This is a genomic window from Larkinella sp. C7, assembly GCF_006149005.1.
Taxonomy (GTDB): Bacteria; Bacteroidota; Bacteroidia; order Cytophagales; family Spirosomataceae; genus Larkinella.
On sequence record NZ_VBSL01000018.1, the window covers coordinates 31,146 to 44,496 of the forward strand.

Sequence of the window (13,351 nt, forward strand, 5' to 3'; positions counted from 1 at the left end):
GATTACCTGATAAAGTTACAAATAATCCTATCTATCTATAAAATGGTAACAAAATACCAGTAATCGTAAACTAAAAACCGTAAACCGGCGATCAATTCTGGCTGTTCCTGATCAGCGTGGCGTAGAACCGGATCATGTTCCGGTAGTCTTTCAGGCTGATCCGTTCGTTGGTGCCGTGAACCCGCTGGGTGTCTTCGTCGTTCATGGGCGTGGGCGAAAACCGGTAGATTTGCGGACAAACCCGGGCGTAAAACCGGGAATCCGTGCCGCCCAGCGTTAGATACGGCGTGACGATGGTTTCGGGAAAAACCCCCTTGATGGTGCGGTGAATCCGTTCGAAACCGAGCGCATTCGGATCCGAAACCGGTGAAGGCTGGCTGATGAATTTTTTCAGCACATTGACCTGAATCCGCTCATCATCAATGACTTCCTTTACGCGTTCGGCAACGGTTTCCACGGTTTCGCCGGGCAGAATCCGGAAGTTAATCGTCGCCGTGGCTTCAATCGGCAGCACGTTGTCTTTCACACCCGCCTGAAAAATGGTGGGCGCGGTAGTGGTCCGAAGCGTCGCATTGCCAGAATTCGACTGCGCCATGATGCGGGTGATGAGGGGCGCAAACAACCACTGGTTGGCAAACACGATCCGTTGTCCAAACGGCATTTCGGGACCGATATACGTAAACATCTGATCCAGTCCCGCGTCCAGCCGCGCCGGAAACGGGTTCTTTTCCAGTTTGCTCACCGCTTCGGCCACCAGCCCGATGCTGGTCTGTTTCGGCGGCATCGACGAATGTCCGCCCTTGCTGACGGTCGTCAATTCGATGCTGGCATAACCTTTTTCACCGATTCCGATGAGCGCGACCGGTTTGGGCAGGCCCGGAATACCGTCGGTTTTAATCACACCACCTTCGTCCAGCACGTATTCCAGCGTGATTTTGCGCCGTTCCAGTTCGGCAGCCATGGTTTGGGCGCCCCGAAAACCGGTAACTTCTTCGTCCTGTCCGTAGGCCAGCATGATCGTCCGTTCGGGCTGAAAACCGGTAGCGAGCAGTCCTTCCACGGCTTCGAGTTGCGCCATGACGCTGCTTTTGTCGTCCAGTGTGCCCCGGCCATACAGAAAACCGCCTTCCAACAACCCGTCGAACGGTGGTCGTTTCCACATTTTCTGGGTGCCCTGAATCACCGGAACGACGTCGTAATGCCCCGTCAGCAACACCGGTTTTAGCGCCGGATTACGGCCTTTCCATTCGTAGAGTAACCCGTACTGGTTAAACGTCTCCCGTTTGAGCTGGCTATGGATTCGCGGGAACGATTGCTGGAGCAGGCCGAGGAATTGTTCAAACTGCGTGGTATCCGTCAGCGACGCATCGGAATAAGAAACCGTCCGCAGCCGCAACGCAGCCACCAGCCGGTTCACGGCCGAATCGCCCACCGCAACGGCTGCTGCGGGTGGAACATCGCTCAGTTGCTTCGAAGAAAAGCGGAGGGTGTTGACCAGCAGAACAAGCAGCAGGACAGCCAATCCAATCAGGAGCCAGCGGAGTCGTTTCATTTTTTCTAAATCATGCCCCGGGCTTTCAGTTCCAGGTATTTGTTGACGGTGTCGGCGGTCAGGTTCTGCGGAGCGGTCAGAATGGCCTGAATACCGTATTGTTGTAATTCTTTGACAATGAGTTTCTTTTCGTAATAAAACTTCTCGGCAATGGTTTTCTGGTAGATTTCTTCCGTCGAATTGGCCGGGCGGTCCAATAACGTTTTCAATTCGGTATTTTCAAAGAAAACGACGATCAGCAGGTGGTCTTTGGCCATCCGGCGCAGATACGGCAGTTGCCGACGCAGGGCGTTAACCGTCTCAAAATTAGTGAATAACAGCAATAAACTCCGCTGGCGGATGTGTCGGCGAAGGTTGGTGTACAAGGCTTCGTAATCCGACTCCAGAAACCGGGTTTTCTGCCGGTATAACACTTCCAGGATCTTCTGCATGTGGCCCGGCCGTCGCTCGGCGGGTACCAGTTGTCCGATCTGTTCCGAGAACGTCAGCAGCCCGGCGCGGTCCTGTTTGAGCAGGGCGATGTTGCTCAGAACGAGCGTCGCGTTGATGGCATAATCCAGCAAACTGAGTCCTTCAAACGGCGATTTCATGACGCGGCCCTTGTCGATGAGGCAATAAATGGCCTGCGATTTTTCGTCCCAGAAGGCGTTCACCATCAGGTCGCTCCGGCGGGCGGTGGCTTTCCAGTTGATCGTCCGGACGTCGTCGCCCCGGTTGTAGGCCCGTACCTGTTCAAATTCCATGCTGTGTCCGATGCGCCGGACTTTCTTGATGCCTACTTCGCTTAACCGGTTCGAGATGGCCAGCAATTCATACTGCCGCATTTGGAGGAACGATGGAAAAACCGCCACCATCTTGTCCTGCGAAAACTGGTAGCGCCGTTTCAGCAGCCGCAGGGGCGTCATTGCGTAGACGTTCACCGCGCCGAAATGATATTCTCCCCGTTTGGTTGGCCGCAGTTCGTAGCGCAGCGCTTTGGTTTCGTTGGGCTTCAGCGTGGCCGTAAACAGCACATCCCGTTTCTGAAACTGGAACGGGATTTCGTCGATGATTTCGACCTTTGCCGGAAAGGAATAGCGGTTTTCGAGGTAAATGGTCACCGGGTTTTCGTCGCCGTTCGAGAGCCGGTCGGGGAGTTCGCGTCGGGCAAAAAAAGCCGCCCGTTGGGTTGGGTTTCGAAACAGCAGGATGCCGTCCAGCAGACACAGGGCCACCAAAACTGCCAGCAGCAGTTTGACAAATGGGAATAGCACTGGAAAAACGTACGCCAGAATGAACAGCAATACGAACGCGATCAGCAACAGCCAGACGCGAATTGAAACGTAGAGCGCGCGGAAAATGGTCATCGCGGCACCTCAATCTTCTGCACCACCTGACCAATCACTTCATCCGCCGTACCGCCTTCCATTTCGCGTTCGGGGGTAAGCAACACGCGGTGACGCAACACCGGCGCGGCCAGTTCCTGCACGTCTTCGGGCGTGACGAAGTCGCGGCCCCGGAGTGTGGCGAGGGCTTTGGAACTGTTCAGAAGCGCCACCGAAGCCCGGGGCGAGGCACCCAGAAACAGTGATTTGTGCGTGCGCGTACTTTGAACGATCTGAGCAATGTATTCGAACAATTTATCTTCGATGTGAACGCGGTGAACCTGAGACCGCAACGCCTGCAACTGATCCGCCGTCAGCGACGCCTGAACCGCTTCAACCGCGTCGGCCAGATTCCGGCGTTCGTGGTGGCCTTTCAGGATGTTCACTTCTTCCAGCACGTTGGGATAGCCGACGACGACTTTGAACAGAAACCGGTCGAGCTGGGCTTCGGGCAGCCGGTAGGTCCCTTCCTGCTCGACGGGGTTTTGCGTCGCCAGCACCAGAAATGGGTCGGCCAGCAGATACGTGATGCCGTCGTTGGTAGCCTGCCGCTCTTCCATCACCTCAAACAAAGCCGCCTGCGTTTTGGCCGGGGCGCGGTTGATTTCGTCGATCAGCACGATGTTGGAGAAAATCGGACCCCGGCGGTATTCAAAATCCGTGGTTTTGGGGTTGAAAATGGACGTTCCCAAAACGTCGGACGGCATCAGGTCAGGCGTAAACTGAATCCGGCTGAAATCGACCGAAATGGTTTTGGCCAGTAGTTTGGCAATCAGCGTTTTGGCTACACCCGGAACGCCTTCGATCAGCACGTGGCCGTCGGCGAGCAAGGCCGTCAGGAGCAGATCGATGGTTTGGTGTTGCCCGACGATGACCTTGCCGATTTCGGCCCGGATGGCATCGACGGCGGTTTTGAGTTCGGTTAAATCCAAGCGGTTTTCGTAGGGAGACATGGTGTGAATTCGCAGTTACGCTTTTGCCTGTATATAAAAATTTTCTATCAACTCATTCAATCGAATCAAATCATATTCACTCATGATCTGCTGTTGCGAAAAAGCAATTTGACGGAACAGTGCCTGAACATCCGGCTCCGAAACGCCACTTTTCCGCGCCAGAGCCAGCTTGAATTCTTCGTCAGGAAAAGCAGTATTCAATCCAAACTGTTCCCGAACATACGCCAGAAAATACTGAATCTTCTTCTGGGCCAGATTCCCGTGGTCGGCGCGCTGGAAATACAAACGGCCCACGTTCTGCACAAACGCCAGCGAGGTATTCTTCAACGGTTCGACCAGCGGAATGACGCGCTGGGTTCGTTTTCCCGCAAAAATAACGTACAGCAGCAAGCCCACGACCGTGAGGTAATAGGCCCAGGTCAACGGCGGCTGCGTCAGAATATACCGCAGCAGCGACTGCTCGTCTTCATCGAAACGCCCCAGTTTCTGGTATTCATCCCAGAAGGTCGGCTGGGCGGGCAGATACGACAAGGCTTTGTAGGCATAATCGTCCGTAGACGGATCGAGGAGGTAGAAATTAGTAAACGCCAGCGGCAGGTTGTGGATAAAAAAAGCACCTTTACCATATTGAATCTTAAGGAAAATAGGCTCGTTTCGGGCATTTCGGCCCAAAACCGTCGTTTGAGTGGCTTTGGTGGTGACCAGAAAATTCCGCCCATCGTCGTGCCGGAAGTGGTAATCGCCCCGGTTTTTCAGCCCCGGATTGGTGAAATTCATGCCTAAGGTCGTATCGCGCAAGGTGGGCGTTTTCAGATCGGCGCGAAAACCGAGCCGCATCGCCAGGGAATCCGGAAATTCGTAGGCCGAAATAAAAACCGTATTGCCCCGGCTGGCATACTCCAACAGCTTTTTTCGATCAAAACCGGTCAGTTTCAACGTATGACAAATGAAGACATAGTTGCTACGGGCGGGTAAGGTACTATCTGAGAGGTGGTTGTAAACCGGTAGGCGCAGGCTTTTTACGGGTTGCTGGTTCATCATGTCCGGCAACAGGTCGAACAACACCCGGGTGCCGAACGGAATTTTGTCCTTGTTCGTGTAGGTGGGGTTCCAGTCGATGGGTTTCGGGCGATAAAATTCGAACAGCCCGTACGCAACGATGGTTGTCATCAGAAAAAGAAGGTATTTGTTCGGTTTCAAACGGTATGGGTTTATTTCCTGCCACTTGACAAGCGGTTCGCGTGGACATCCGCACAAATGACATGCCGGTTTATCTGCAAGTTATAATAAGTTAGAAACCCGCAACCAAACAAATTTTCATAACTTTCCTGCTAGCTAAACAAAATTCCTGTTTTATGAAAAAAGTCTTATGGATCGTCGGCGGCCTTGCAGTTTTAGTACTCATCGGTTTTTTTGGCCTGCGGTCGTTTACCAAGTCGTCCAGCCCGGAAGCGGTTGCGACCAGTGACCAGAATGGCGTTCAGGTAAAAGTGGAATATTGCCAGCCGTATAAAAAAGGACGCAAAATTTTCGGTGGTTTGGTTCCCTATGGCGAAGTATGGCGGACGGGGGCAAACGAAGCGACGATTATTACACTCGATCAGAACGTTACCGTGGCCGGGCAACCGCTGGATGAAGGCGAATATTCGCTCTGGACCATCCCGTCGGAAGGCAGTTGGATGGTCATTTTCAACCGGGAAACCGGGCAGTGGGGAACCAGTTACGACCAGACCAAAGATGTTTTGCGGGTGCCGGTGGCGGCCCGGAAACGGAATGCGGTGGCCGAACAGTTCTACATCAGTTTCGCGCCCCAGGCGGGCGGAAGCGACATGCTGCTGGCCTGGGATCAAACCGAGGCCATTGTGCCGATTCGGCTCCGCGAAAATCAATAGAGAGCGGGTTGTGTGGTCAATTCGTTGAAACCGGATTCAAACGGGGCATGAACTATTTTGTAATCGTCGTCAGTATTTTCTGGTTTGGCCGGAGTGTGTACGCGCAGAAAACCGTTTCTGCGGTGCCACTCAGTCCGCGAATTGCGAATTACCAGATTCAGGTCGAACTCAACACGGCAACGAAGCGGCTGGAAGGGAAAGAAACGCTGGTCTGGAAAAACCCATCGAACGAATTTGTTCATGACTTACAGTTTCATTTGTATCTGAACGCTTTCCGGAACCTCCAATCCACCTTCATGCGGGAATCGGGGGGACAGTTGCGGGGTGAATTTATCGATAAAAATGACCCGGAGGCCTTCGGATCGATCGATATTGTGTCGATTGAAACCCGCGCCGGGGCCTCGGGCGAAGCCGAAAATCTGACGGGTAGCTACCAGTTTATCCAGCCCGACGATGCGAACCCGGACGACCGGACCGTAATTCGCCTACCGCTCCGCAAACCGGTTGCGCCCGGCGAGAGCATCACGCTCGACATTGCGTTTCGGGCCAAATTGCCTAAAATTTTTGCCCGAACCGGCTACAGCCGCGATTTTTTTCTGATCGGGCAGTGGTTTCCCAAGATCGGGGTGTATGAACCGGCCGGAACCCGCTACGCCACACAGGGCCAATGGAACTGCCATCAATTTCACGCCCATTCGGAGTTCTACGCTGATTTTGGAGTCTACGACGTCGCCATGACCACACCGGCATTCTTCCGCGTTGGTGCAACTGGTCAGTTGAAAAGTGAGCGACGAAATCCGAATGGCACCAAAACCCAGCGTTGGTACGCCGAAGATGTGGTTGATTTCGCCTGGACGGCTTCCCCGGATTTTGAAGTGTTTGACGACCGCTGGCGGCACGTGTCGATTCGCGCCCTGATGCAGCCCGAACACGCCAGCCAGGCGCAACGGCACATCGATGCGGCCAAAGTCGCGCTGGCCTATTTCGATAAACACCTGGGGCGGTATCCGTTTGCCACGCTCACCATCGTGGACCCGCCCGTGTGGGCGCTGGGTGCGTCGGGCATGGAGTACCCCACTTTCATTACCGCCGGAACAAGCTGGGGAATGCCCGCCGGAATGCGGCTACCGGAGCAGGTAACCATCCATGAGTTTGGTCATCAGTACTTTATGCAACTGCTGGCGACCAACGAATTTGAGGAAGCGTGGATGGACGAGGGGTTCAACCAGTATTACGAAGGCCGGATCATGGACGAAACCTACGGCCCGAAATCGTCGGTGATTGATCTGTTCGGCTACCGGATGGGCAATCTGGAATTGTCACGCACGTCTTATGTTCACCTCGACCATCCGACGATTGCTCCCTCGTTTGGCAATGTCTGGCAACTGCCCGACGACTATTACGGTGAACTAACCTACTTCAAACCCGCCACCTGGATGCGGACGCTCGACGGGCTGGTAGGCCGCCCGGTGATGGACGAAATCATGCGGACGTATTTTAAACGGTGGCAATTCAAACACCCCAATGCCAACAACTTCATCGCCATTGTGAATGAGGTCGTTCAGAAACGGTTAGGCAACCGGTTCGGGCCGGATATGAGCTGGTTTTTCAATCAGGTGCTCTACGGCAATCAGGTTTGTGACTACGAATTGCACGCCGTACGCAGCACGAAGCAGGGGAGTTCGTACCGATCCGCCATTACGGTATACCGAAAAGGTGATGCGCAATTGCCGGTAGAGGTTTTGGTGCATTTCGAGAACGGAAAAGAAGAACTTCTGCACTGGGACGGCAAGGCCCGCTCCCACACCTTTACGTTGACGCAGACGACCCGCGCCGACTGGGCGAAAGTTGATCCGCATCAGAAGATCTACATCGATATTAATCTGAACAACAACAGCTTTACGACCCGTCCACCCGCCAGCCCGGCCGCTAAATATGCCGCAAAACTGATGTTCTGGGCGCAAAACTGGATGCAGTGGCTGGCGTGGCTGGTTTGATTTTAACACGGACTAATGAACGCGACCCTAGTCTTTTTATTTATTGTTATTGAACCGAAATGGTGATTTTTAGTGCCTTACACGTCGTCGTTCGTTCGTGGCGTATGGTTTTGTGGGTGTATTTTATTCATTTTCTAGTGGGTCTGCTGGTCTTACTTCCGGCCTATGCGACGCTCCGAAATGAAGCCGGTTCTTCCCTGGCGTATTTGAAATTACTGAATAGCTTCGATTATACGGTTTACAGCGATTTCATGCAAAACAGCGAATCGGCTATCGGTCCGTTGCTGGCTGTCGGGAGTTGGCTGGGCGTCTTGTATCTGATTCTGAGTGTGTTTTTTTCGGGCGGTATACTGCTGTACGTAGCACCCTCGGCCGAACACCTCCGGCAAGCGTTCCGGCTGAGCTGGTTTCTATCGGCCTGCGTTGAATGTTTTGGGCGGTTTTTTCGGCTATTTATCGGCATCGCCGGCATCCTGCTGGCGTTGGCCTTTGTCGGTATGCTTTTCGCCGGCTTGCTGGCCTACAGCCTGAGCAATCTGCTGAATGAGCAAAGTATGATTTATCTCCTGATGGCCTGTTTTTTTGTATTTGCCTTCTTTGCTTTGCTGGTGCTTTGCCTGGGAGATTATACCAAAATTTTGCTGTTCCGTCAGGATGACACTCGGGTATTTCTGGCGTTCCGTCAGGCATTGTGGTTTGTTTTAGCCCATTTTCGAACAATTTTTGGTTATTATCTGCTCCTGATGAGTATAGGAGCGGTTTGTTTTGCTATCTACTTCCTGATCGAGTCCTGGATTGTTACCAGCGGCTGGCTCCCGATTATCCTGCTGTTCATTGTTCAGCAACTCTTCATTTTTTCAAGAGTCGCGCTGAAAATTTGGACCCTGGCAACCGCCCTGCAGGTGATCGTCCACCGCGAAGCGCAACCGACTCCGTATCAACCGATTTAAACCACCGGGCTGGCACTACCTTTGCGGATAAGTTGGTCAAATGTGGCTAAATCGGTAACTTGCCATTCATTCTATTTTCCTAACATCCTTTTACCAAACGAATGCAATCTACAGTTCCTCCCCCGCCAAAGGTATCGTACAAATCCCTTTTTGGCCTTCCGGTCATTGTCGCTGCACTGGGCTACTTTGTCGACATTTACGATTTGTTGCTATTTGGCATTGTCCGCGTTCCGAGCCTCAAAGATCTGGGATTGAACGACGAGCAGATTTCCCGCGTTGGGGCCAACATTCTGAACTGGCAAATGGGCGGGTTGCTCATCGGCGGCATTCTCTGGGGCGTTCTGGGCGATAAACGCGGACGGCTTTCAGTACTTTTCGGGTCCATCATTACCTATTCACTCGCCAACATCGCCTGTGGTTTCATCGACCGCGTGACGTTCATGGACCCGACCGATTATTACGCGGCCATGCGGTTTGTGGCGGGTGTCGGGCTGGCCGGCGAACTGGGCGCAGGCATCACACTCGTTTCCGAAGTGTTGCCCAAACAACTGCGCGCCATCGGCACGTCGCTGGTGGCCGGGGTTGGGTTGTTCGGCGCGGTCGTCGCGTATTTCACCGTCGAGCTGTTCAACTGGCAAAATGCGTTTCTGATCGGAGGTGCCATGGGAATCGGCCTGCTTCTGCTCCGGATCGGGGTCATCGAGTCCGGCATGTTTACGCAGGTGTCTGAACAGAAACACGTTCAGAAAGGCAATTTCTTTGCGTTTTTTACGAACTGGGAGCGGTTTTCGAAATACATGAAATGCATCGGCATCGGTCTGCCAACCTGGTTTGTAATCGGTATTCTCGCCACGTTCAGCAATGAATTTGGCCTGGCGTTTGGCATCGCCGAACCGGTTAAACCGGGTCTGACCATCATGTGGTGTTACATCGGTCTGGCCATTGGTGACCTGGCGAGTGGTGTCATCAGTCAGGGCCTCAAATCGCGTAAGCAGGCGGTTTCGCTGTTGATGGGCTTTACCCTGGTTGTCAGTCTGATTTACGTGTATGTAGCACCGAAAACCGTCATGGGGCTTTACATGTATTTTCTGGCGATGGGCTTCGGCATCGGCTACTGGGCTATGTTTGTCACCATCGGCGCCGAACAATTCGGTACGAATCTCCGGGCCACTGCCGCCACCACCGTGCCGAACATGGTACGCGGAACGGTTATCCTGATGACCAGTCTATACGCGTATCTCAAACCGTCTCTCGACATCGTCAATGCGGGCGTCGCCGTTGGAATCATCAGCTTTGCGATCGGCTTTTACTCCATCCTCACCATTCCCGAAACGCACGGGAAAGATCTTAATTACTTGGAGGAGTAAGGGACACGTTGTTAAAAATGATGAATGTAAAATGAGTAACGCTAAATGTAAAAGGGGTTCAGAAGCACCCAGCCTACTTTTACATTTAGCGTTGCTCATTTTACATTCATCATTCATTTAAAATTAAACCATTCTCCTTCTTCCTCTGGCATGACTTTTTCTTCGCCTTCCGTAACCTACCGCCCGTTGTTTACATTGCCGGTTATTGTGGCCGCTCTGGGCTATTTCGTGGATGTCTACGATCTGTTGCTGTTCAACATCGTTCGCGTGCCGAGTCTGAAAGATTTGGGGCTCGACGAAAAACAGGTGTCGGTCATTGGAGGGACGGTTTTGAACTGGCAGCAGGCCGGGTTGTTGCTGGGCGGTGTTTTCTGGGGTATTCTGGGCGATAAACGCGGGCGGCTTTCGGTGCTCTTCGGGTCCATCATCACCTATTCACTCGCCAACATCGCCTGCGGTTTTGTGCAGGATGCGGATACGTATGCGGTTTTGCGTTTTGTGGCCGGGCTGGGGCTGGCCGGCGAGCTGGGCGCGGGCATTACGCTCGTTTCCGAAATCCTGCCGAAAGAACTCCGGGGCTATGGCACCTCGCTGATCGCGGGTGTGGGCCTGTTTGGGGCCGTCGTGGCGTATTTCACCGTCGTGCTGTTCGACTGGCGGACAACGTATTTCATCGGGGGTGGCCTGGGCCTGCTGTTGTTGCTATTGCGCGTGTCGGTTTTCGAGTCGGGGATGTTTCTCAAAATCAAGGAGCAAACCGTCCGGCGTGGTAATTTCTGGTCGCTGTTCTCCAACCAAAAACGCTTTCTGACCTACCTGCGTTGTATGGGGCTGGCTGTTCCGACCTACTTTGTAATCGGCATTCTGGCCACCTTCAGCAACGAGTTCGGGAAAGCCCTGGGCATTGCCGAGCCCATCGCGCCGGGCCGAACCGTCATGTTTACGTATATTGGTATGGCGGTAGGCGATTTGATCAGCGGTGCCCTGAGCCAGTGGTTTCGGTCCCGCCGACGGGCCATTGGGGCGTTGATGACAATGAATCTCGTGTTCGTAGGCATTTATCTCTTTGGCGGTATTTCGTCCGTCCCGCTGTTTTATGCCGTTTGCGTAGGGCTGGGGTTCTCGATTGGTTACATCGCCTTGTTTTTAACCGTTTCGGCCGAACATTTTGGTACCAACCTGCGCGCCACCGCTACAACCTCCATTGCAAACAACGTTCGGGCCACTACCTTAGTAACGATTCCACTCTTTCAATCGCTCAAACTTTCGGTTGGTGTGATCGGCGCAGCCGCCCTGGTTGGATTGCTTTGTTTTATGATTAGTTTCTTGTCGTTAGCGACATTAGATGAAACCTATGGTAAAGATTTAAACTACATTGAAGATTAATACCGTCGCATTCTATAAAGTATCCATATAAATAATATATTTACAATTAACTACATTATCTATGTAATATACGCTCTACTCTGTTCTCCTTATGCTTCCTGTTAAGACTGATTCCGTTTACTTTAAGGGGTTTAATGGTATTCGTTTTATTGCTGCTTTCGCTGTTATTATTCATCATATTGAAGAATACAAGTCGGTCTTTTTTCTTGGAATCGATAATTTAAATGACCGGCCGGTCATTTACCAACTTGGCAAATTTGGCGTCGCTCTATTCTTTGTCCTGAGTGGTTTTTTAATAACCTATTTACTACTGGCTGAAAAGCAGAAAACCGGCACAGTCGATATTGCAAAATTCTACATTCGACGGATGCTTCGCATCTGGCCGCTCTACTTCCTGATTGTTCTGCTCAGCTTCTTCGTTTTTCCCACGATCGGCCTTCTTCAAATGCCCATCTGGTCAGAAACCACGTTCCATCACTTTTACGAGAAACTAACGCTCTATTTACTCGTTCTGCCCAACCTCGTCTCTGGCCTTTACGAGCCCATGCCGCTCTCCGGGCACGTCTGGTCGATCGGGGTTGAAGAGCAGTTTTATTTGTTCTGGCCCTGGCTAGTATTGAGCCGTCATTTCAAAAAAACATTGATTATAATCGGAGCAATTGGCCTTGTTTTGGCAGGGGTTTTTTTCTATTACCGGTTCATTCTTAATCCGTATCACCTTGCCAAAGAACAAACCCATCCGGTTTTATTTTTTGTATCGATGTTCATGGCACAATTCAGAATTGGTTGCATGGCCATTGGTGGATTAGGCGCTTATTTAGTTTTTAAAAATCACCCGATTTTAGAAATTTTACATCGAAAATCAGTTCAGATTATCATGTATTTATTTCTGATTGCTTTTATCGCAACCGGTTTCCGGGTGCCGGGAATTAATTATGAATTTTACGCGGTATTATTTTGTTTTTTATTGATTAATCTGGCGTCTAATCCCCAATCCGTTGTGCAGTTTGAAAACCCGTTAATGAAGTTCATGGGAAGTATTTCGTACGGACTATACATCTATCATCCGGTTGCGATTACCCTGGTGCTCAATCTGCTTGCCGGTCGACGTGACAATCCCGGGCTCCTCCATTCTTTCCTGTTCAATTTGCAGGCGTATGCATTGATAATCTTGCTCACGATTCTGTTGGCGTACCTTTCCTATACCTACTTCGAGAAACCTTTCCTGCGTTTGAAAGACCGGTTTATGGCGGGGGCTTCCACGGATCGTCGTGCGACGGTTTCAACCTTTGAGGTGCCGGTAATCAAGTAAGCTCCGCGCTTTTTCGACAGTTCTTCCCGACTCACAACCACTCATCCTTTTTTTCTGCCGTTTTTCCCAGCCGTCGGTGCCGGCCTGTCTGTGTTGTTGTCTTTGGTCTGCAATTGAACAGTAAGCAACAAATACGAACACACATGAAAAAGCTCATTCGCCCCCTTGGTGCCCTTCTGCTTGGTGCCTTTCTCCTGGTCGGCCCGTCCACTTTCGCCCAGACGACTACCGAAGACAAGCCCTTTGTAGCCGCTACCTACCCGTCGGCTAACCCGCTGAAGTTGTGGGTGGCTATTCAGAAAAATGATCCCAAAAGTAAAATCATTGTTCGGTTGCGCGATCAGAACAACCGGATCGTTTTTGCAGAAACCATGCCCAGAAATCTGGATAAATACCGTCAGCGGTTTGACATGAGTGCGATGGCCGACGGAGCTTATACGTTCCAGATCACCAATGGCGAGGAAACGATTGAAAAAGCCTTTCAATTAAAGTCGTCCGGAATTCAGCAGCGTTCAACGCAACGGCTGCTGACGGTGGTGCCGGTTGTGGAGCCGCAGACCGGGATGTAGATCGATTAT

General features: G+C 52.0%; 11 protein-coding genes. 7 read left to right on the plus strand and 4 right to left on the minus strand.

What is annotated here, in order from left to right:
- Positions 1-91: 91 nt before the first annotated feature.
- From FH871_RS27690 to FH871_RS27705, 4 genes are read right to left on the minus strand one after another with little or no spacing between them, the layout of a single operon-like run.
- Positions 92-1,552: a M20 family peptidase gene (locus tag FH871_RS27690; RefSeq protein ID WP_138994673.1), complete on the minus strand. Its 1,461-nt coding sequence runs from the start codon at positions 1,550-1,552 to the stop codon at positions 92-94.
- A 5-nt stretch (positions 1,553-1,557) separates the two neighbouring features.
- Positions 1,558-2,898 carry a DUF58 domain-containing protein gene (locus FH871_RS27695; protein WP_138994674.1) on the minus strand — a complete coding sequence of 447 codons (1,341 nt, stop codon included), beginning with the start codon at positions 2,896-2,898 and terminating at the stop codon, positions 1,558-1,560.
- A complete protein-coding gene (locus tag FH871_RS27700; protein WP_138994675.1) occupies positions 2,895-3,869 on the minus strand; it encodes a MoxR family ATPase in 975 nt (324 codons plus the stop codon). Before FH871_RS27700 ends, FH871_RS27695 begins: the two co-directional genes overlap by 4 nt.
- 15 nt (positions 3,870-3,884) lie before the next feature.
- Positions 3,885-5,069 (minus strand): DUF4350 domain-containing protein, encoded by a 1,185-nt coding sequence (locus FH871_RS27705; protein WP_229317642.1) that lies wholly within the window; start codon positions 5,067-5,069, stop codon positions 3,885-3,887.
- A 155-nt stretch (positions 5,070-5,224) separates the two neighbouring features.
- Between FH871_RS27705 and FH871_RS27710 the strand changes: the two genes are divergently transcribed.
- From FH871_RS27710 to FH871_RS27740, 7 genes are all read left to right on the plus strand, one after another.
- Positions 5,225-5,761, plus strand: a complete 537-nt coding sequence (locus FH871_RS27710) for a DUF2911 domain-containing protein (RefSeq protein ID WP_138994676.1) — start codon at positions 5,225-5,227, stop codon at positions 5,759-5,761.
- Positions 5,762-5,808: 47 nt separating this feature from the next.
- Entirely contained in the window at positions 5,809-7,758 is a 1,950-nt protein-coding gene (locus FH871_RS27715; RefSeq protein WP_138994677.1) for a M1 family metallopeptidase, read from the plus strand.
- A 59-nt stretch (positions 7,759-7,817) separates the two neighbouring features.
- Positions 7,818-8,708 (plus strand): hypothetical protein, encoded by an 891-nt coding sequence (locus FH871_RS27720; RefSeq protein ID WP_138994678.1) that lies wholly within the window; start codon positions 7,818-7,820, stop codon positions 8,706-8,708.
- A gap of 101 nt (positions 8,709-8,809) precedes the next feature.
- Complete coding sequence (locus FH871_RS27725; protein ID WP_114406324.1) at positions 8,810-10,075, plus strand: MFS transporter; 1,266 nt, start codon at positions 8,810-8,812, stop codon at positions 10,073-10,075.
- 150 nt (positions 10,076-10,225) lie between these two features.
- A complete protein-coding gene (locus FH871_RS27730) occupies positions 10,226-11,461 on the plus strand; it encodes an MFS transporter (RefSeq protein ID WP_138994679.1) in 1,236 nt (411 codons plus the stop codon).
- 91 nt (positions 11,462-11,552) lie between these two features.
- Positions 11,553-12,773: an acyltransferase gene (locus tag FH871_RS27735; RefSeq protein WP_138994680.1), complete on the plus strand. Its 1,221-nt coding sequence runs from the start codon at positions 11,553-11,555 to the stop codon at positions 12,771-12,773.
- 143 nt (positions 12,774-12,916) lie between these two features.
- Positions 12,917-13,342, plus strand: coding sequence for a hypothetical protein (locus tag FH871_RS27740; protein ID WP_138994681.1), 426 nt, complete (start codon positions 12,917-12,919; stop codon positions 13,340-13,342).
- Positions 13,343-13,351 lie beyond the last annotated feature (9 nt).

Coding starts and splice junctions, on each gene's coding strand:
- FH871_RS27690 (WP_138994673.1), bottom strand. CDS start 1,552: ATGAAACGACTCCGCTGGCTCCTGATTGGATTGGCTGTCCTGCTGCTT.
- FH871_RS27695 (WP_138994674.1), bottom strand. CDS start 2,898: ATGACCATTTTCCGCGCGCTCTACGTTTCAATTCGCGTCTGGCTGTTG.
- FH871_RS27700 (WP_138994675.1), bottom strand. CDS start 3,869: ATGTCTCCCTACGAAAACCGCTTGGATTTAACCGAACTCAAAACCGCC.
- FH871_RS27710 (WP_138994676.1), top strand. CDS start 5,225: ATGAAAAAAGTCTTATGGATCGTCGGCGGCCTTGCAGTTTTAGTACTC.
- FH871_RS27715 (WP_138994677.1), top strand. CDS start 5,809: ATGAACTATTTTGTAATCGTCGTCAGTATTTTCTGGTTTGGCCGGAGT.
- FH871_RS27720 (WP_138994678.1), top strand. CDS start 7,818: ATGGTGATTTTTAGTGCCTTACACGTCGTCGTTCGTTCGTGGCGTATG.
- FH871_RS27725 (WP_114406324.1), top strand. CDS start 8,810: ATGCAATCTACAGTTCCTCCCCCGCCAAAGGTATCGTACAAATCCCTT.
- FH871_RS27730 (WP_138994679.1), top strand. CDS start 10,226: ATGACTTTTTCTTCGCCTTCCGTAACCTACCGCCCGTTGTTTACATTG.
- FH871_RS27735 (WP_138994680.1), top strand. CDS start 11,553: ATGCTTCCTGTTAAGACTGATTCCGTTTACTTTAAGGGGTTTAATGGT.
- FH871_RS27740 (WP_138994681.1), top strand. CDS start 12,917: ATGAAAAAGCTCATTCGCCCCCTTGGTGCCCTTCTGCTTGGTGCCTTT.